At 69.3% G+C, this 18,590-nt stretch carries 16 protein-coding genes and 1 pseudogene; 10 read left to right on the top strand and 7 right to left on the bottom strand.

All coding sequences use genetic code 11. The annotated features are described in order from the left end of the window. The first annotated feature begins 97 nt into the window (after positions 1-97). Positions 98-1,099, top strand: coding sequence for a tetratricopeptide repeat protein (locus ACWDEN_RS46310; protein WP_351610356.1), 1,002 nt, complete (start codon positions 98-100; stop codon positions 1,097-1,099). Positions 1,100-1,474: 375 nt separating this feature from the next. Here ACWDEN_RS46310 and ACWDEN_RS46305 read toward each other — a convergent pair whose 3' ends face one another. Next, a complete protein-coding gene (locus ACWDEN_RS46305) occupies positions 1,475-2,389 on the bottom strand; it encodes a GNAT family N-acetyltransferase (RefSeq protein ID WP_351610353.1) in 915 nt (304 codons plus the stop codon). Between the two features lie 1,119 nt (positions 2,390-3,508). Between ACWDEN_RS46305 and ACWDEN_RS46300 the strand changes: the two genes are divergently transcribed. After that, on the top strand, positions 3,509-4,759 hold the full coding sequence (locus tag ACWDEN_RS46300; RefSeq protein ID WP_351610350.1) for an ATP-grasp domain-containing protein: 1,251 nt from the start codon (positions 3,509-3,511) through the stop codon (positions 4,757-4,759). Positions 4,760-5,102: 343 nt separating this feature from the next. Here ACWDEN_RS46300 and ACWDEN_RS46295 read toward each other — a convergent pair whose 3' ends face one another. Beyond that, positions 5,103-5,258, bottom strand: a complete 156-nt coding sequence (locus ACWDEN_RS46295; RefSeq protein WP_351610347.1) for a DUF6131 family protein — start codon at positions 5,256-5,258, stop codon at positions 5,103-5,105. Between the two features lie 442 nt (positions 5,259-5,700). Here ACWDEN_RS46295 and ACWDEN_RS46290 point away from each other — a divergent pair, with 442 nt between their 5' ends. Continuing rightward, positions 5,701-6,987, top strand: a complete 1,287-nt coding sequence (locus tag ACWDEN_RS46290; RefSeq protein ID WP_450864039.1) for a phosphatase PAP2 family protein — start codon at positions 5,701-5,703, stop codon at positions 6,985-6,987. Between the two features lie 376 nt (positions 6,988-7,363). After that, positions 7,364-7,903 (top strand): GNAT family N-acetyltransferase, encoded by a 540-nt coding sequence (locus ACWDEN_RS46285; RefSeq protein WP_351610470.1) that lies wholly within the window; start codon positions 7,364-7,366, stop codon positions 7,901-7,903. Between the two features lie 544 nt (positions 7,904-8,447). Here ACWDEN_RS46285 and ACWDEN_RS46280 read toward each other — a convergent pair. Beyond that, positions 8,448-9,383: a LysR family transcriptional regulator gene (locus tag ACWDEN_RS46280; RefSeq protein WP_351610345.1), complete on the bottom strand. Its 936-nt coding sequence runs from the start codon at positions 9,381-9,383 to the stop codon at positions 8,448-8,450. Between the two features lie 133 nt (positions 9,384-9,516). On the opposite strand from ACWDEN_RS46280, the gene ACWDEN_RS46275 reads away from it, so the two are divergent. After that, entirely contained in the window at positions 9,517-10,797 is a 1,281-nt protein-coding gene (locus tag ACWDEN_RS46275) for an MFS transporter (RefSeq protein WP_351610342.1), read from the top strand. 365 nt (positions 10,798-11,162) lie between these two features. On the opposite strand, the gene ACWDEN_RS46270 is transcribed toward ACWDEN_RS46275, so the two are convergent. Beyond that, positions 11,163-11,627 (bottom strand): SRPBCC family protein, encoded by a 465-nt coding sequence (locus tag ACWDEN_RS46270; protein ID WP_351610340.1) that lies wholly within the window; start codon positions 11,625-11,627, stop codon positions 11,163-11,165. A 278-nt stretch (positions 11,628-11,905) separates the two neighbouring features. Here ACWDEN_RS46270 and ACWDEN_RS46265 point away from each other — a divergent pair, with 278 nt between their 5' ends. Beyond that, the gene (locus ACWDEN_RS46265; RefSeq protein ID WP_351610338.1) at positions 11,906-12,472 is read left to right on the top strand and encodes an SMI1/KNR4 family protein; all 567 of its coding nucleotides are present in this window, start codon (positions 11,906-11,908) and stop codon (positions 12,470-12,472) included. Positions 12,473-13,109: 637 nt separating this feature from the next. Here ACWDEN_RS46265 and ACWDEN_RS46260 read toward each other — a convergent pair. Both ACWDEN_RS46260 and ACWDEN_RS46255 read right to left on the bottom strand, forming a co-directional pair. Next, a complete protein-coding gene (locus tag ACWDEN_RS46260; RefSeq protein WP_351610467.1) occupies positions 13,110-13,895 on the bottom strand; it encodes a pentapeptide repeat-containing protein in 786 nt (261 codons plus the stop codon). A gap of 597 nt (positions 13,896-14,492) precedes the next feature. Beyond that, entirely contained in the window at positions 14,493-15,029 is a 537-nt protein-coding gene (locus ACWDEN_RS46255) for a DinB family protein (protein ID WP_450864036.1), read from the bottom strand. Positions 15,030-15,186: 157 nt separating this feature from the next. Between ACWDEN_RS46255 and ACWDEN_RS46250 the strand changes: the two genes are divergently transcribed. From ACWDEN_RS46250 to ACWDEN_RS46235, 4 genes and pseudogenes are all read left to right on the top strand, one after another. Beyond that, the gene (locus tag ACWDEN_RS46250) at positions 15,187-15,411 is read left to right on the top strand and encodes a hypothetical protein (protein WP_351610333.1); all 225 of its coding nucleotides are present in this window, start codon (positions 15,187-15,189) and stop codon (positions 15,409-15,411) included. A gap of 271 nt (positions 15,412-15,682) precedes the next feature. Further along, complete coding sequence (locus ACWDEN_RS46245) at positions 15,683-16,369, top strand: hypothetical protein (protein WP_351610330.1); 687 nt, start codon at positions 15,683-15,685, stop codon at positions 16,367-16,369. Between the two features lie 204 nt (positions 16,370-16,573). Next, positions 16,574-17,200 (top strand): sigma-70 family RNA polymerase sigma factor, encoded by a 627-nt coding sequence (locus ACWDEN_RS46240; RefSeq protein WP_450864034.1) that lies wholly within the window; start codon positions 16,574-16,576, stop codon positions 17,198-17,200. Between the two features lie 178 nt (positions 17,201-17,378). After that, positions 17,379-17,561, top strand: a pseudogene (locus ACWDEN_RS46235) (ABC transporter substrate-binding protein); the annotation flags it as partial. Here ACWDEN_RS46235 and ACWDEN_RS46230 read toward each other — a convergent pair. Further along, positions 17,540-17,800 (bottom strand): hypothetical protein, encoded by a 261-nt coding sequence (locus tag ACWDEN_RS46230; protein WP_450864043.1) that lies wholly within the window; start codon positions 17,798-17,800, stop codon positions 17,540-17,542. The pseudogene ACWDEN_RS46235 and the gene ACWDEN_RS46230 sit on opposite strands and share 22 nt — an antisense overlap. Positions 17,801-18,590: the final 790 nt, after the last annotated feature.

Raw genomic sequence — 18,590 nt, 5'->3', positions numbered from 1 at the left:
CGCACGCTCACGCAGCTCGGCAGGATAAGGGGACGGACGGGCCATGACTCGATCCTCTCAGGGAATCGAGCCTCCATCAGACCCGGAGCGGTTCACGGTGAGCCTGTTGAAGGCCTTGCGGCGACGAGCCGCCGGGGCCGTGGACGGCGGTGTACGTGCATTGGTGCTCCGGGTCGAGCAGGCGGGCAGGCTGATCGGGGCGGGGCGGCCGCAGGAAGCCGAGGCCGCGCTGCGCGAGGTCCTGCGGCTCTGCCTGGCGGACCCCTCGATCGGCCCGGATCACACGGTGACGCATCAGGCTCGGTGCAAGCTGGCGAGCGCACTTCTGGCTGCGGGTGAGTACCAGCAGGCGAGACGTGAGGCGGAAGCCGTGTTGGCGGCGCGGCTGGTTCCCCGGCCAGGGTGGGAACTGCTGCGGCTCCAGCCTCGCGATGTCCTCGCTCACGCGATCAACGCGCAGGGCGAGCATGCGCGGGCCGCTGCGCTCTTCGCAGAAGTCGCCAAGGGGTACCGAGATCTCCATGGACCGCGCCATCCGCTGGTCCTGAAAGCGCGCTGCGAGCGCGCGCAGGCTCTGGCGTACACCGGGGCGGACCACACCGAGGTGGAGTCCGAGTGCCGGGAGGTGCTCAGACGGTGTCGCCGGGACAGCGCGTACTCTCGCTTGGTGGCGTGGGCCGCGTCCAACGGGCTGGCCTACGCACTGACGCAGCAGGGCCGTCACACCGAGGCCGAGGAGGTGGCACGGCAGGCGCTGCGCGATCTCGACCAGTCCGCGAGCACCCTCGTGCGTGAGCGCTTGGATGTGGTCTTCCACGCTGCGCTCGCGCGTGCGCTCAACGGCCAGGGCCGGCATGAGGAAGCGCTGGATCTTCTGGACACCGGACTGGCGTCGGCGAAGGTGCGCCACACCGAAGCGGGCGTGATCGAGTTGGTGCGTGCCGTCGCGCTGTCCGGCCTCGGACGCCACGCCGAGGCGGAAGCCGAAGCCCGCCTGGGCCTGCAGGAGATGCAGGGCACTTTGGGATCCGGTCACGGGCGCATCATGCAGGCGAGGAAGGTGCTCGACGAGATCGCCACCCGCACGCGTGGCCTCTGACGCCGCGGGCCCGCTCGGCTTCGGCCGGTACGTCCCGGTACAACGACGGAAAGGGTGAGGCGGATGGCTTCGGATGGCACCGTCGCCCGCCACGGAGCCGCCCGAGGGAGCTGAGCGGGCCCCACCGAAGCGCGGTGGCGCGAACCATCGCCTGCCTGCACCGCTTTGCCGCCTCCGCCGTGCCGCACGAACTGCGCTCGTTTGACCAGGGCCGCCGAGTGCGCATCGGCGCCGCGGTCCTCGGCATGGGTACCCCAACGGCTGATCGACCCGGGCATGTTCGGGGTGAGCGGCACTGATCACGCGTGGAGGCCGGCCGAGCCACCACAGTCTCGTCCCTTTCTCGGGCCTCCGTGCGCTCTGGGTGATTCCGCGTCAGGACGCAGGATGCGGCAGACTGATGGAACGGCTTTCCTCCACCACGCGATAGCCGGCGCTCGTGTACAGGTTCATGGCCACCTCGTTGCCGCCCCACACGGTGAACATCAGCGTCGTGTCGCCCGCTTCGAGCGTCGCCTGCTCGCCGGCCGCCATCGCGGCCCGCCCGTACCCGTTGCCGCGGTGCTGCTCCTTGATGTGGAGGGAGTAGCCATAGGTGACTCCAGGGAGGTGCCCGTGCTTCAGCCACCCGGTGCCGATGTCCTCGCCCCGGTCCTCGAGCACCAGGAAGGTGTTGTCGGGCGTCGCCAGGCCCTGGGGTATCAGGTCGGCGAAGTCGCGGTCGGACTTGCGTACGGCCTCCTCGTGACTCAAGGCTCCCGAGCGGACGATGTCGCCCACGTAGGCGGCCTTCTCGAAGGCGAGCCAGTGGGGGTATTCGGCCTGTGTCATCGGCCGTGCGGTGACACCGGAGAGGGGTGTCTGCGGGGCATCGATGCACCGCGCCCTGAGCTGGCCGCGGACGCTGTAACCGTCGAACAGCTCGCCCGCGGGCCCGGTGAGCCGGATGCTCAGCCGGCGTGCGCCGCCCTCGGCACACCACTGCTCGGCCCAGTCTCGGGCGGCCTCCTCGTGTCCCCGACCGGCGTGGGGCGCGTCGATGTGGAGGTCGCAGATACGGCCCGCGAGGGCGCCGTGGTGGTCGGCCACGACCACGGCGACATGTCCCACACGCCTCCCGGCGTCGGTGATCTCGGCAACGGTCCAGTCGCCGATGTCTGCGCGTATATCTTCGACCATGCGCTCCGCGGCCGCCTCACCGAGCCCGGCCGCTGTGTAGGAGGCGAGCAGCCGCCGCTCGAAGTCCTTCTGCCAATGCGTGTTGTCACCAAGGATGCTGAATTCCCTCACCTGATCACAGTAGTCACGTGGTCATGGACCTGGGCGGAATATCGCGGGGGAGGGGGGACGCCGCCTGTCCCGGATGGGAGCTGAAGTCGGTTCCGCTGCCGGGGAGACGGGTGTCCGGTGTGGTCGACGCCGGGTGCGCCGGCGGTCCGTCCGATCTGATCGGCGGAGCTCGTCCGGCTTCGGCGTGGGGAGTCGAGGAGGGCGAGTGGTGTCGGCAGGTCGCAGGCGCGTGAGCGCGGTGCCGATCGGATCACCGCCACAGCCCGCGGCGATGAACACCTCGGTCATGAAGCTTGGCGGGACCTGATGGAGAAGTAGTCGGTGAGCGGTGCGGCGTAGCCGGTCATGCAGTCGGGTAACCGCGAAACCGCGGCCTATGGGGAACGTGCGCTCCTGCGCGGTGATGCGAATACCTGCGCAGAGGTCGCTTCCACAAAGTCCACCTCACGGTTGCGAGGCTGGTGCGACGGCTGGAGCTTGCTACGACCGTTGGCATGAAATCACCTTCCTGCTCTGGTTGTTACGTGCGTGTGCGCGGGCCCAGCGGGTGCGGTCTACTGCGCGGCGTGGAGAGGATCCTGCTGATCGAAGCGCTCGCACACTCGGGTCCCTATGCGCTGGATGCCGCCCGTGCACTCGGCGCGCGCGTTCTCGTCGCCACCCACGCGGACCTCCACGAGAGCCACCCCGCCGCATTGCGGGACAAGATCCACGGCACGGTGTTCACCGGCGTCACCCACCCACAGTGGGCGCCGGCAGATGTGGCCGCGATGAGTACTTCAACCCGCCCCTGGTCGAGACGCACTCCATCGGCGGCGCCTACCGGGCCGAGACCGGTCGCACGCGCCACGCCGCCGTGCTGCCAAGGCTGGCAAGGGAGTGCGCGATCCGGTTCCTCACCCCACCGCGGCCCGGCACCTTCCACCGGCCGGCCATCCACGCCCGGTACGACGGCCTGGTCGACCAGGACACCGCCACGCCGCCCGGCGCCGCCGCCGGCCGTGCCACGACAGCTCGGCCCGCACCGGCCACCTGGCCCCCGCACCGCCCCCTCGACCGCCCAGGTCAACGCCGACGCCGCCCACGCACTCGCCCACATCCGCAGAGAAGTGAGCTGACATGCAGCGCATCGCCTTCCTCCGCTCCGTCGACATCCGGCGCGCCGACCCCTACATCCACGGCATCGCCCCCGCCCTGGCACGGCTCGGCGCCGAGGCCCGCCTCTTCCACACCCATGGCGACTGCAGCCCGGACCTGTTCCCGGGTACGAGCGAGCGGCTCGACCCCGCCGCGACACCGGACGAGTTCGTCGAGCGGGTGCGGGCCTGGGGAGCCGATGCCGCCGTGGCGATATCCCTGCCGGACGAGAACGCCCTGCGCGACGCCGTGACCAAGACCAAGCTCGAAGCCCTCGGCATTCGCACCGTCATGACTCCCCTCGCCGCCACGCGCGTCCTGTGCGACAAGTGGGAGACCAAGCGGGTCCTGGAGGCGCACGGCATCACCACCCCGCCCGCCGTCCTGGTCGACAGCGACCTCCTCAACGACCGGGCGCTGCCCGTCCCGGCCTACCCGGACACTGTCCGGCTTGCCGCTCAGGACATCGGATATCCCCTCATGGCAAAGCCGCTCTGGGACTCCACCAGCATGGGCATCGAGTTCATCCCGGACCCGGCCGCCCTCGACCGCCACCTGGCCGCCCGCCCCGCGGCGCACGCGGTCCTGGAGAAGTGCGTCAGCGGACGGCTCTGCTCGGTCGACATCGTCGGCGCCGACGGCCACTACACCGTCATGCCGCTCATCTGGACCGGCACGGCGGGAGGCCCTCCCGCCTTCACCTTCGAGGACCTGCGATACGTCAACCCCGCCCCGGACGACGACTTCCGGCCCACCGCGCAGCGCTTGGTGGACCTGTGTACGGAACTCGGGGCCGAGGGGTCCGTCAACGTCGACATGATCTACGCCGACGGCATCTACCACGTCCTGGAGATCAACCCCCGGATCGGCGGCGCCACCACCTTGTCCATCGCCGCCAGCGGATTCAACACCTTCGTCGCCCTCCTCGACATCCTGGGCGGTGCCTGGCCGACCCGGACCGACGCACCGGCCGAGCGATTCGCGATCGAATGCCTCACCGCGAACCCCACTCCCGCGCTGCTCGCCGAACTCCGCGCCCGCATCGAACTCGTCACCTGCCACGACCTGATCATCGACGGCCACAACCGCGGCGGCATCCTCACGTTCACCGTGAACCCCGGCGACGAACAGCGGACGGTGAAGGAACTCACCGCGCTGTGCGCGCAGACCGGCTTCATCCCGACCCCCAAGCTCGAAAAGATCCGCCGCCAGCTGACCCCCGCGAGCCGGTGAACATCCCGACCAGCGGGCGAGCGTAGGACGCGCTTCGATGCCCTTCGCTCTCGGCGCCGATGTGACGGTCTCCGGCGACGGGACGTGGGGGCCGCGCTCCACCATCTCGGTCGACGTGTTCCAGCCCGAGAGGCGGTCGTGCTGATCGCGCGGTTCGGTCGGTGCCGTCATCAGACCGAGCTTGGGACGCTCACTGCGGTCCGCTTGCTGTGGTCCTTGATTACCTCGCTCGAGCAGACATGTAGCCCACTCCCCGCCCGCCGGGCTGGACGTGCCGAGCCGGTGGGCGGTTCAGACGCGAGCCGGAAGTTCGGGCCCGGCGTCCAGAAAGAAGGCTCAGCGCCTACCAATAGTGCCGCCGGCCGGCGACCGCGTGCCCCATAGAGCCCAGGATCCACAACACGGCGCCTACGACCACGAGGATTACGCCGATGGTCCACAGGATGGATATCCCTGTGACGAAACCGATGACGAGCAGGATGACACCCAAGGCGATCATGACAGGCCTCCTGGTGATGAATGGGTCCAGCCATCCGAGTGCCCCGAACCGGAACGTGATACGCCATGAGGCTCATGTCGTCCTTGCTCTGTGTGAGCGGGCCGTGCGGCAGGGCCGGACGGGTGGGCAGGGGTTGGACGGGAGACGCCAGCTCCGCTACCCGGAGTGATCACCTGGCTGCTTTGTCTGGGCCACGACCTACGCGTTCGCGCCGCCGGTGACCGGCGGAATCCACTCGTGCCGCTCGGGTAGCATGATCGAACTCACGACGAGCTCCCTCATCGTGTCCTTCACCGGGAGATCATGCTGTCCGGCACGAAGGCGACAATTGATTAACAAATTAACAACTAGCAAATCGGTCAGATAATTGATACCAATCGCGTCGCGGGTGTTTTCGCGAATAAAATCCAGATTTGAGTTCGCCGTGTGCCACCGGCCGCGGGTGACGCTGTGGGCAACGGCGGGTGTGGTGGCCCTCGGGTTCCTCGTTGCACTGGAGGTCGGCGCGCGTCGCTACTGCTTTCCGGGGCCGATCACCAATCAAGTGCGAGAGGTGATATTCCCGCCCAAATCTGGTTTCATTCTGTATGCCAGTATGGCGTTGATGATGGTCGTGCTCACCTGGCGGCAACGGTTCATCGGGGCTGGTGTGGCGATCGGTATTGACGTCGCCTTATTGCTGGCGAGGTGGGCGCTCGGCATCAAGATCACCGATGGTCACCCCTTCGGTACCGGTGCGTTGTGGGTGATTTTGGGCCATGCCGTCATCGCTGTCACGCGGCGAAAGGGGCGAGAGCGTGTCCTGCTGTTGCAGGGCGTCGGGCTGGGCCTGCTGTTGGTGGCCGGTCGCAAGGCCGGCGATACCTGGCTGCTGATCACGTCGAAGACCCGAACGGCCGTCTTCGACCAGTACGTGGCAACCGCTGATCACGCTCTGGGCAACCCGTCGTGGCTGGCAGGCCGGATGGTCAGGGCTACCGGTCCGATCGGCTCCCATATTCTCGACTATGTCTACATTCAGCTTGCGGTAGCCGCAGTCGTCGTTGCGGCGTACCAACTGCGCAACGTGGCGATCGAGCGTCGATTTCCGAGCCACCATCTCGTGCGCACCTTTCTGGTCATCGGCCTGCTCGGGCCGGGAATCTACATGGTCTTCCCGGTGGTCGGACCGGTCTTCGCCTACGGCGCAGATGGCGGTCACTGGGCGGTGGCCAACCTGTGGCCCGACACGCCTCCGCCGATCTATGCGCCGCACCAGATTCCGTTCGACGAGATCACCCCGCGCAACTGCATGCCCAGCCTGCACACAGCCTGGGCCACGGCCATTTTCCTTCATTCCCGAAAGGGGCCACGGATTCTGCGCTGCGCAGGCGCGTTCTGGCTGGTTGCCACGCTTTGCGCAACGCTGGGGTTCGGCTACCACTACGGCGTGGATCTCGTTGCCGGCGTGGTGTTTGCACTCACCATCGAGGCGGCTCTGCGCTTGTCCGAACGTGGCTGGGACCGGTCGGGAATCCAGCTGGTCGTTCATGGCACCGCGGTGTTTGTCGCGCTCTTGCTGTCCTATAGGTATCTGCCTATGCAGATGGCCAGACACCCGTGGGTGTTCGGACCACTTCTCATCCTGGCGATGGCCTCAGTGGTCCACGGCTACGTGCGGACCACCAAACTGTGGGATCCGGCGACTGCACCAGTGCGGCAACCGGAACCGCAACCCGAACCCGTATGAGTCATATGGCGCCAGGAGGAGCGCGAGCACTCCGGGACCTGCACATAACGTGACTTTGCGTTGTGGATTACGCACGTTGCGTTGTCGCCGAGCAGAACGCCCGCCCCGTGCGTATGACTCAATCACAGAAGGAACGGGCGGGATGACCGGGGCGGCGGGCCCCGCCCGGGGATCGCGCGCGGTCCGCGCCGCCTTGCGAACCGGTCGGAACTGCCGCGCTCGGGGCGCCGTAACCAATGATCACTCTCAGCAGTAAGGCCTTCCCGGCTCGGATGCGAATCCGCCGGGGAGGCCTTTTTCATGCCCTGGAGGGAGCGTCTTGTCGATCACCGGTTGCGGAGTACCAGCAGGTCTGGCGGAGATCGTCGCTGGACGAATGTGCGAGGATACCCGGGTGAATGATCTGTTCGTCCGCCCGGCCGGAGAGGCCGACTTGGCTGTCCTCGTCCGCCTCCGCGACGACGCGGCACGCTGGATGCTCACCCGCGGTGTCACCGGGCAGTGGCGGCCCGGAGAGCTGGACGAGGACCACTTCCGCCGGGCCATGGTGCATGGCGAGGTCTGGCTCGCGGAGGTCGGCGGGCACATCGCCGGCGCCTGGGAGCTTTGGTGGGAGGACGAGGCTGCCTGGGGTCCGCAGCCGCCCGTGGCCGGATACGTGCACCGGCTCATGGTGGACCGAGACGTCGCCGCGCCCGGGACGGGGCGGCAACTGTTGAGCGCCGCGGAACACCGAGTGGCTGCGGCGGGTAGGACATGTGTGCGCCTGGACTGCGTGGCCGACAATGCACAGCTCAACGCCTACTATCAGAACGCCGGTTACCGCGTCGTGGGCCACAAGGAAGGCAAACCGCAGCCGGGCGGGACGCCCAAGTCCTTCACGCTGCTGGAGAAGCAGCTCTCGCATGCGGGGTAGGGCGGAGATCGGGCATCTCTTTCCGGTCGTGGCGTGACGTACCCGAGCGGCGCCGACGGCACATTCGACCGCTCCTCGCCGCAGCCCGTACACGCACGGAGATGGACTGACAGGTAGCACCCGACTCCACAATCGTGCGAGCCCTCACCGCCGGCACCCGCAACGACTGCACGCAGGCTGAAGCGGCATCAGTCGCATCCCTGTCTCATGCGCGCGCCTGCGGCCCACCAGGCGGCCTGGCAGTCGGCGACCCTCCGCAGGACTGTGAGCAGAAGGCCGGACAGCCCGATGCAGGCGCCCACGCCTGCGCACGTCGGCCGGGCAGGTGCGGTGGGGGTTCTCGCAGGTGGTACGGAAGGGGGCCGACGGCCACGGTGAAGATCAGGGCGCCCGCACCCCCGGCCGAGGAGCCGCACCCCGCACCACACCCCGCACCACACCCCACATCGCACCCGCGCCGCGCACCCGCGCCGCGCACCCGCCCCGCGCGAGGCCGGCCGGCCAGGGGCTCTGGGAGAAGGGGCATCGCGGAAAGGGCTGGTGTTCAGCGCGGAATCACCCAGCCCGGCACCCAGGTCCCGGCGGCGTCGTGGTCGGCCGCTGTGGTGGCGAGGTGGGCGCGCAGGGTGGCCAGCGCTGGGTGGGGGTTGTCGCGGTGCCAGAGGAGCGAGTGCGGGTAGACGGGCGTCGGGTCGGTCACCGGGATGCGGCGCAGGCCGTGATCGGCGGGCCAGACAAGGCGGGTGTGTTCGCCCATGAACGTGGCCAGGGCCGGGGTGTCGGCGATGGTGTCGAGGAGCGCGTCGGAGCCGAAGTTGGGGCCTGTCGCCTCGAGGGTGAGGCCGAACTCGGCGACGAGGTCGTCGTAGTAGGCGGCCCACTCGGTACCGGGGACGATGCCGGGCATCCAGATCCGGTGCCCGGCGAGCTGAGCGAGGGTCACCGAGCGGGCCCCCGCCAACGCGTGGGCGGGGCCGGTGAGAAGCTGGAGCGGCTCGTCGAGCACACGGACGGACTCGATGTCCTCGGGCAGGGGCCGGCCGGGAGCGCCGACAGCGCGAAAGGATGCGTCGATCGTGCCGGAGCGGATGGCGGCGACGGCCGCCTCGATATCGAACAGCATCACCACGTCGAGGTCGATTTTGGGGTGCGCGTGGTGGAAGCCGCGCATCAGGCCCGACGGCGCGACACGCGAGGCGATCACGTCGACGCGCAGCGGACGCCGGCCGGTACGCACGGACGCGACCGCACGCTCGGCGACGCGCAGCAGCTCGCGTGCGTGGGGCAGGAACGCCTGCCCGTCGATGGTGAGTTCGGCGCCGCGCGTGGTGCGAGTGAACAACCGCACACCGAGGGTGCGCTCCAGCGCGGCGATGCGCTTGGAGACGGCCTGCTGGGTGACCGCCAGCTCGGCGGCGGCCTCCTGGAACTGCCCCGCGTCGGCGGCGGCGACGAAGGTCCGGACGGTCTCGAGGTCCATGTCGACACCCTATGCAAACAACCAGTGGTTGTGGACGGTGACCCTGCGGTTGTTTGATCCCTGGGTACGGTGCTCGCTTTGATGTTTCCTAACGCGGATCGGTTGTGCGGGAGTGGCGAGGGGGGCGTCGGGCATGAACAGCGGGCACCGGCAGGGACATCTGCTCGGACGTCGGCTCGGGCGTCGGCTCGGGCGGCGGTTCGGGTGGCTCTGGGGAGCGTACGCGACCAGCGCGCTCGGCACGTGGCTCGCCTTCGGCGCGATCCCGCTGATCGCCATCCGGGTGCTGCACGCCGGACCGGCCGAGGTCGCCGCGCTCTCCTCCGTGGGGGCTGCGGTGGGCGCGGCCGTGGCGTTGCCGCTCGGCCCGTGGGTGGAGTTCCGCCGCAAGCGGCCGGTGCTGATCGCGATGGATCTGGTGCGGTTCGCGGCGCTGCTGACGATCCCCACCGCGTTCGCGCTCGGCGTGCTCACCTTCCTTCAGCTCCTGCTGGTCTCGGTCGTCGTCGCGGCCGCCGACATCACCTTCGGCGCCGCCTCCGGCGCGTATCTGAAGACGCTGCTGCCGGCCGAGGACCTGCTCGTCGCCAACGCCCGATTCGAGTCCACGGCCTGGACGACCACGATCATCGGACCGCCGCTGGGCGGCGCGGCCATCGGGCTCCTCGGACCGGTGGCGACGGTGGCGGCCGACGCGGTCAGCTACCTGCTCTCGGCCCTGGGCATCCGCGCGACGGGCGGGCACGAGGCGCGGCCCGAGCGCCGGGAGGTCGCGCGCATGCGGGCCGGAGACCTGCTCGACGGCTGGCGGTACATCCTCGGCGACGCGGCGCTACGTCCGCTGTTCTTCAACACCGCCTTGTTCAACGGCCTGGTGATGGCCGCCCAGCCGCTGCTGGCCGTCCTGATGCTCGGCCGGCTCGGGTTCGCACCCTGGCAGTACGGTCTCGCCTTCGCCGCGCCCTCGATCGGCGGGCTGATCGGTTCGCGGCTGGCCCGACCGCTCGTCACCCGGTTCGGGCAGCACAAGGTCATGGTCGTGGCCGGGGGACTGCGCGCGCTCTGGTCGGTCGGCCTGGCCTTCCTGGGGCCGGGCACCGGAGGGCTCCTGCTGGTGATGGGCGTCGAGCTCGGGCTCATCTTCTGCTGCGGGGTCTTCAACCCTGTCTACGCCACCTACCGCCTCGAGCGCACCCCGACAGACCGGGTCACCCGCACGCTGTCCGCCTGGACAGTGACGACCAAGGCCTCGACCGCGCTCCTCACGGCCGTCTGGGGCGTGCTGGGCAGCCTGCTCGGCCCGCGTACGGCCATTGGCCTGGCCGGCGTGCTCCTGCTGGCGACCCCGCTGCTGCTTCCGCGTCGTGCGTCAGCGCAGCTCTGCGACCCGGAACCGGCACCTAGCCGCACCTGACGGCTGTCACGGCCGTCACCGTGATCGAGCTGCGCCGCCCTTCTTCGAAGCGGTCCACGCCTGAGCGTTCAGCTCGGCGACGAGCGCGACGGCCTCCGCCGCAGCCAGTGGGGGCGCGGTGCGGCCCATCGTGGCTCACCGCACTCAATGTGCTCTACAGCAAGCCGCAGGCCACGGCGCCTGTGCGCCGGCGGGCCCCGCTGGGCTTGCGAGGACAGACTCGGGGCGTGGACGACGCGGCCGCCCAAGTCCGCGGTGCGCGTAGTAGCAGTGTGTCCGGCGCCTTCCCGTAGGCCTGTCCGTGGACTCGGCAACCAGTCCCCATCGCCCAGGACGTGGCGGCCGACCGCAGCCCCAGGCAGGTGTCACTGTCCCCCTGGCCTGATGCGTCCGCGCCACGCTCCGGACTCTCCTCCGCGCTGCTCGATGTACTGCTTGAAGCGCTTCATGTCGCCCTTGACACGCCGGTCCAGTGTTCCGAGCATGTCCGCGGCCTTCTCTGCGGCCCCACTGGGTTCGACATCCATGACGAGTTCCACCCTGGTGTGCATGTCGTCCACACGCTGGAAGCGGACGGAACCCTTCTGTGACGTGTCACCGCTCGTGGTGCGCCATGTGATGCGGTCGTCGGGATGCTGGTCGACGATCTCCGTGTCGAACTCCCGGCGGACTCCACCGATCTTGGTGGTCCAGTGGTTGTGGCGATCGTCCAGCTGCCTGACTTCCTCGACGCCTTCCATGAATTCCGGGAACGTCTCGAACTGCGTCCATTGGTTGTAGGCGGTGCGAACGGGCACGTCGACTTCCACTGTTTCCTTGACCGTGCTCATCAGTGCCTCCGTTGATGGATCTAGTGCTGAGCCGAGTACCCGGCGAGTCACCGGCTACTACCTCGGGCTCGTGCTTCCACGACCCGGCGGCACCGACCGGGCCTTGCTGCGCGAAAACGCAGTGGAGAAGTTGATCGCGGCAATATCCGGGCTCAATTTGTTGAATGTGCGATCAGGTGTGGGGCGTCGGAATGCACTCGTCGGAATGCGCTACAGAAACATCTCAGCCCCGCGACATCGTTTCGCTCGCCGACCGGGCTTCCAGTAGCGTCCCACCCGTGAACACCCTTGACGCCCTGGTCCGCCTCTGCCCACCTCCGCTCGGCTCACGGTGCGCGGTGGACTGGGCGAAGGCCGAACGCTCCCTCGGCACAGCTCTGCCCGCCGACTACAAGCTGCTGGTCGAGACGTACGGCGACGGGCTCTTCGACGAGACGATCTGGCTGCTCGTCCCCGACTCCGCCCACGGCGACTGCGACTTGCACGCGCAGACCGCGGAACGGGCCGAGATCCTGGCCGCGTTGTGGGACGCGGGCGAGGAGAGACCCGCCGAACTGCAGGAAACGGATGCGCGGGTGCTGCCATGGGCTTTCGAGGAGGGCACGGGGGCGTTCCTGTACTGGCTGGTGCGGCCCGGTCAGCACCCCGACGAGTGGACGGTGCTCTACAACGAGGGGCGCGGCCCACTGTGGGAGTACCACGACACCGGGTGCCTCGCCTTCCTGCTGGCGGTGCTCACGGGGACGGCGGAAACGGAGTACTTCTGCTACTTCTACGAGGTGCTGCGACCGGAGGAGCACCGATTCGTGCCGGCCGCCGAGATGCTGGAGGCGCCCCCGCGGTGACCCCACCGACCGCTCTCGATGCCTTCGTCCGCCACTGGCGCCTTCGGCGCCTTCATCGGCATACGGCAATCCCCTCGGCTCCACCGACTGGATCTCGCTGACCGGGCCCATGACCGGTGTCGTGGAACGGCAGCCGGCAGCCGGCAGCCGACCGAGCGAACGGGCAGCATTGTCGTGAACCAGGCGCGTGGGCCGGGTGGTTCGCCTTCGACGGGGGCCTCGTCGAGTTCCTTGCCGTCGTGGTCCTCGCCGCCGGTCCACTTCGCCCCCCGGTGAGCGCACCGGCGTCTACCACACCGGCCCCGGCTGGCCGGCCGGACGAGACCGAGAGCCCGGAGCACCTGAACCGCCGCCTCACCGTGGACTGTTGAAAAGACATCCGCCACGGACCCCGGCAAGGCGGCAGCGCAATGGAGCGCAGCGCGTGAGTTGATCAGGCTGTCCTCGGAGAGGTCCCGGCTGGGGCGGCTCGACGCCAGCCGACCCCGGCGCGCGCTGCGATCCCATTCGGCACGGCACGTTCAGTGCGGCTCTGGATGTGCCCGGGCCGGTCGAGGGCCGGGTGCGCCTGCACCGTTTCGACGGGCGGTGGCGGGTGCGTCACGGGCTGGTGGGACGGCCGTGGTGCTCCCCGCGCCTACCAGTGAGCGGGGCGGCCGAGCGTGGGAGGCAGCGCGGTCGCCGCGTCTCCCTTGGCCGCGTTCAGCTGTGCCTGGGTGAGGAACAGGGCGCCGGTGAGGTCGGCCCCGCTGAGGTCGGCGTCGCGCAGATCGGCCCCGATCAGGTCGGCGTCGCGCAGATCGGCCCCGCTGAGATCGGCGGCGACGAGCAGGGCGCCGCGCAGGCTCGCCCCCCGGAGGTCGGCGCCGGCCAGCTTCGCGCCCATGAGGTCGGCTCCGCGGTGGTTCTTCTTGCGGCCCGGGACCTGGGCCCGCGCCAGCTCGCTGGCCCGCAGCAGCAGTGTGTTGACCTCGCCGCGCAGCGCGTTCACGTCGAGTCCGATGATCGACTCGGCGCTGCCGCGGGTCAGGTCGTCGATGTGGGCCAGCGCCCGCCGCAGCTCCTTGTGGACGGGGCGGGCCGGTGTGAGGTCGAGGGCCTCGGTGACGTACCAGAGCAGCTCGTGCAGCTGCCGCATGACCGGGAAGACCTCGAACATGGAGCGCGCCGTCTTCGGTGCCTGACGCCAGTCGGTGCCGCCGAAGGTGATCTGGGACACCTTCTGGCCGGCGCCGAAGCAGTCGAAGACGGTGCAGCCCGGGTAGCCCTTGTCGCGCAGTTGCGCGTGGATGCCGCAGCGGAAGTCCGACTGGAGATTCGAGCACGGTTGCCCGGCCGGCTTGGTGACGGCGAAGTCGGCGGACCGGGCGAAAGGCAATGCCACGCAGCACAGGCCGGAACAGTTGGCACAGTCGGCCTGCAGGTCCTTGCGGTCGTGGGAGGTCTCACGCTCGTGGGTGGCCCTGCGGTTCCGGTGTGCTTCGGGGGCGTGGGATGCCCTTCGGTCGTCGCCCTTTTGGTCCGGTCGGTCCTTCCCACGGTTCTGGCGGTTCTTCCCGGCCTGCTGCGCCTTGCGGTCCTGGCCGACGGCGGCGCGCTCGCGCCCCTGGCCCGTGGAGGCGGCACGCTCCCGGCCCTGCGCCCCGGAAGGGCGCTTGCGCTCGCCGGCCTCGGACGGCCGCCCTTGCCCGTCGGCGGCAAGGGACCGCTTGCGCTCCCCGGAGGCAGCGGGGGGTCCGTGCTGTGGCGACACCGTGTGTACTCCTGTGAGGCGATGACACCGCACAACGCGGCGCTCCTAGAACGCCTTGCATTCTCGCAGACGGCACGCGCTACCGCGGCTGCCGTTCTTCTGCGGCACCGCTCGATCCGACTGGCGGCCAGCCGGAGCAGAGGATTCTCCAGATGATCGATTCCAAGTGCCAGTGATCCGACGTCGGCGGTCAGTGAGCGCGCTTGATCGGCTGCGTTTCTCTGTGACGGTCAGTATGCGCGGACGGGGGCGAGGGCCTCTGCGGGCTCATGCGCCCACGGTCCCGTCGATGCCTTCGCGCAGAAAGTCCGCGTGACCGTTGTGGCGGCCGTACTCCAGAAGCATGTGCACCATCACCATCCGCAGCGATACTTCCTCGCCCCATCTTGGCTGGTAGCCGGCCAGCTCCAGGGATTCGGCCTGCTGCTCGATGCGGCGCGAGTTCTCCACCTCGGCCTCCCAGGCTGCGAACGCCTCGGCCCTCGTCGAAGCGCTCGCGTCGTACGCGGCCTGGAAGTCGATCTTGTCGGACCAGACCATGGGCGCGTCGTTGTCCTCGAACACGCGACGGAACCAGGCACGCTCCACCTCTGCCATGTGCCGCACCAGACCGAGCAGCGAAAGCGTCGACGGCGGCATCGACTGCTGCCGCAGTTCCTCGTCGGTAAGCCCTTCGCACTTCATGGCGAGGGTCGCTCGGTGGTAGTCCAGGAAGGCCCTCAACATGTCGCGTTCGCTGCCGAAGTTGGGGGGTCCTGTGCGATGGTCACTGACCACTGGTCGGCTCCTCGTCCGTGCCTGCATTCAGGGCCAGTATCTACGCTCCTGGGTGGTGGTCGTGCGGCGCTGCCGGCAGCACGGGCTCCGGCCGGGGCGTCGTAGGCCACGGTGCCGTGAGGTGCCGCAAGAGCGAGGCCGGCGGGGACGGCGGAGTGTGCGCACCGTTTTCTACACTCACCGGATGAGCAACTACACGTGCACACAATGTGGCACCGTCGGTCTGATGGAAGGTTTCATCGAAGACGCCGGCGAGCATTCGCGTGGCTACGCGCGCTGGATCGAAGGGGCGTTGGAGAGGGGGATTTTCGGGGGTGCCAAGCGGATGGGCCGGCCCCGACGGCAGATAGAGGCGTTCCTCTGCCCCAAGTGCGGGCACTTGGAGCTGTTCGCCACCGGCGAGGCGTAGTCGCCCTCGTTGTCCTGCCACACCCCCTGCCGGCGTGCGAACGTCGGACGCCAGGGCCTGGATGACCTGGGCCCTGCGGCGCGTCGCAGGGCGTCTGCTGCGGCCCGGCGGATTAGAGCACACACGATCCTGGCCAGGGCCGTCGTGGTCGCTGTGCACCCGGCGAGGTGCGGGCCTGGTCGGGCGCCTGCTCCGCGTCCGTCAGCTCATGCCCGGTGGACTTCCATGCCCCCGCATGACGACCGAAGCCCGGATGCGAGGATGAGACGCCATGACAGCAGGGTGGTGTGCTCGCGCGATACGGGCCGCGGTGTTCGCGGCCGTCTGCGTGCTGCTCGCCGCCCTGGGCCACGTGCTGATGTCCGGGAGCGACGTGCCCGCGTGGGCGTTGGCCGGTGGCGTGGCCGGGACCGGTGCCGCGGGCTGGTGTTTCGCGGGACGTGAGCGCGGCCTGCCGTTGATCGTCGCGGTCGTGGTCGCCGCCCAGGCCGTGTTGCATGAGGCGTTCTCCTACGCCCAGTCGGCGTCCGGCCGTTCGGCCTCCCTGGACATGAGTGGCATGGACTCCATGGACATGACGTCGATGCAGATGGGCTCCATGGACATGGGACACATGGGGCACATGGGCATGAGCCACATGGGCATGAGCCACATGGACCGCATGGGCCACTCCATGGGCGGCGGCTTGTCCTCGTTCGGCATGTTCACCGCCCACCTGCTCGCCGCGGTGCTGTGCGGCCTGTGGCTGGCGTACGGCGAGAGGGCCGCATTCCGGATCATGCGGGCGGTGGCCGGCTGGCTGGCGGCGCCGATGCGGCTGCTGCTGGCTCTGCCCGTCACCCCGGACCGCCCACGCGTTCGCAACCGGCGTCGCCGCTCGGACCGGGCACCGCGGCTCCTCCTTCTCGTCCACGCGATCACCTCTCGGGGTCCGCCTGTGGGAACGGCTGTCGTCTGACGACAGCTGGTTTCCCGAGGCTGCCCATGTGCGCCTCGGGCCAGGTCCTACGACCGCACGGGTGATCCAGGCGCTGCAACGCCACCGAGGTGATCCAGGCGTTGCCGCGCCACAGCGGCGTAGGGCCGTCTGCCCACTTCACCGGACCGCACGCGGCCTTGCGTGCCCTGGTCCGGATCACGGTCGACCCGAGAAGGACACCAGGTGATGACCTCTGCCCTGCCCGCCTCGCGCGCCAAGCACGGCACAACACGCAACGAAACAGCAGCGCTCGACGAATCGATCACCGCGTGGGCGTTGGCCGCTCGAGGGGGTGACGCGGACGCGGTGGAGCTGTTCGTGCGGGCCCTGCACTCGGACGTCCAGCGCTATGTCGCCCATCTGTGCGGCGATCCCCAGACCGTCGACGATCTGGCGCAGGACACGTTCCTGCGGGCGCTCGGCAGTCTGCACCGGTTCGAGGGGCGTTCCTCGGCCCGTGCCTGGCTGCTGTCCATCGCCCGCCGCGCGGTGATCGACAGCTACCGGCATCGCGCCGCCCGGCCGCGCCTGTCGGACGTACCGGACTGGCAACTGGCCGTCGAACTGGCCCAGTCGTGCGACCTGCCCGGCTTCGACGACGGCGTCGCCCTGCTGGATCTGCTGGCTTCGCTGCCGCAAGACCGTCGGGAGGCGTTCATCCTCACGCAGCTGCTCGGCCTTCCCTATGCGGAGGCGGCCGAGGTCAGCGACTGCCCGATCGGCACGGTCCGTTCCCGGGTCGCCCGAGCTCGCGCGACTCTGATGGACCTGCTGGACGAGGCGTCGAGGCCCGCCGCGCTGGCGGCGTGACGATCCGGGAAGGTGTCGGTGCCTGCAAGTCCTGGCACCGACACCGTCGTCAGCAGCTGACACCGAACCGGGGTGGCCGCGCTTGCGATGGTGAAGGAGAACCTGGGGCGTGAGCGGCCGTGGCGTTTCCTCCCGAGCCGTATCGCCGACTTCCCGGGAACTCGCCGGGTGTTTGTTCGCCGTGCAGAAGGCGGTCGCCGGCACGGCACAGACCAAGCGGCCGACGTACTTCTTCTTCGACTACGACGCCGGTGCCGAACAGCCCACCGTCACCTGCAACCGCCAGGTGGCCAACGCCGTGATCACTCTGGCCGGCGCCCGCAACGCCTTCGCCGACTGCTACGGCGACCACAGGCAGGTCGCCGCTCGCAGTGCACGGAAGCGTGTGGTCTCGGTCCCGGGCTTGCTGCCCTGGGGCGCCCTCATCAGCTGATCGCCGAGCTTCTTGAAGGTCTTCGTGTACGTCTGTGCGGAGAGGCCGGCCTTGTTGATCGTGTTCACGGCGGTGAGCACCTGGCCCACCTCACCGGCGCAGTAACCGGACGCGCCGAGCGCGAGGAGCCCGCTGAGGTTGAAGCCCGGGTCGTCGAAGAGCGTCATCACCCCGGGCGTGGGACCGCGGGCCGGGGCGGAGGCCGACGTCGCGCCACGGGGAGTGGGTGCTTCCCGGACATCGCGTCCGACGAGGTGCACCCGGCGGCCAGCACGGCCCCGGCACCACCGGCGAGCCCCGCGAGCGCGGTGCGGCGGGTGGGGCCGGATGCGCGATCACTCGATACGTACGTCACGCCAGCCGAACGTACGAGCAGCGTCCCCGGGTTCCTCTCCGCGACACCCGCCGCTCCTCCGAACGGCGCTCCACACGCCCCCCACCAGCCGCGCGCGGGCGCCTGCCCCGCTGGACGGCGCTGATTCCGGTCATGTCAATCACGGGCGGCAGGGGCTTCCAGGGGTGACGGTGCCCACGAGAGCGGGATCACATCCTAAGCAGGATCGTAGAACGATATGCCCCTGAACAGGACAGATGCAGGCATTGTTTCCGATTTCAGGCGTTTTGCCGGTAGTGGGGTAGTAGGTCACATCATTGCCTTCCGCCCCGGCCGCCGCTAAACATTGCTGTCGTCGCCGGGAGCCACCGGCCGGACCGAGCGGGATTCCGCCGGCCCCGCCCGCTCCCGACGCAGTACGGGGCCCCGCCCCACGCCACCGCGACCGACAGCGGCCGGCGCCGACGACGTCCTTCCGTGGAGAGTTCCTTCCGTATGACCATGACTGCCCGCACCCGCATCGCCCGTCTGCGCACCCTCGCCCTCACCGGCATCACCACCACGGGCGCCGCGGCCGCCGCCCTCACGCTGATGCCGACGAACGCACAGGCCGCCGAAGCGAC

Source organism: Streptomyces sp. NPDC001153, assembly GCF_053598315.1.
The sequence above is the reverse complement of the archived record's forward strand: the minus strand, read 5'-3'. Positions and strand labels throughout refer to the sequence as shown.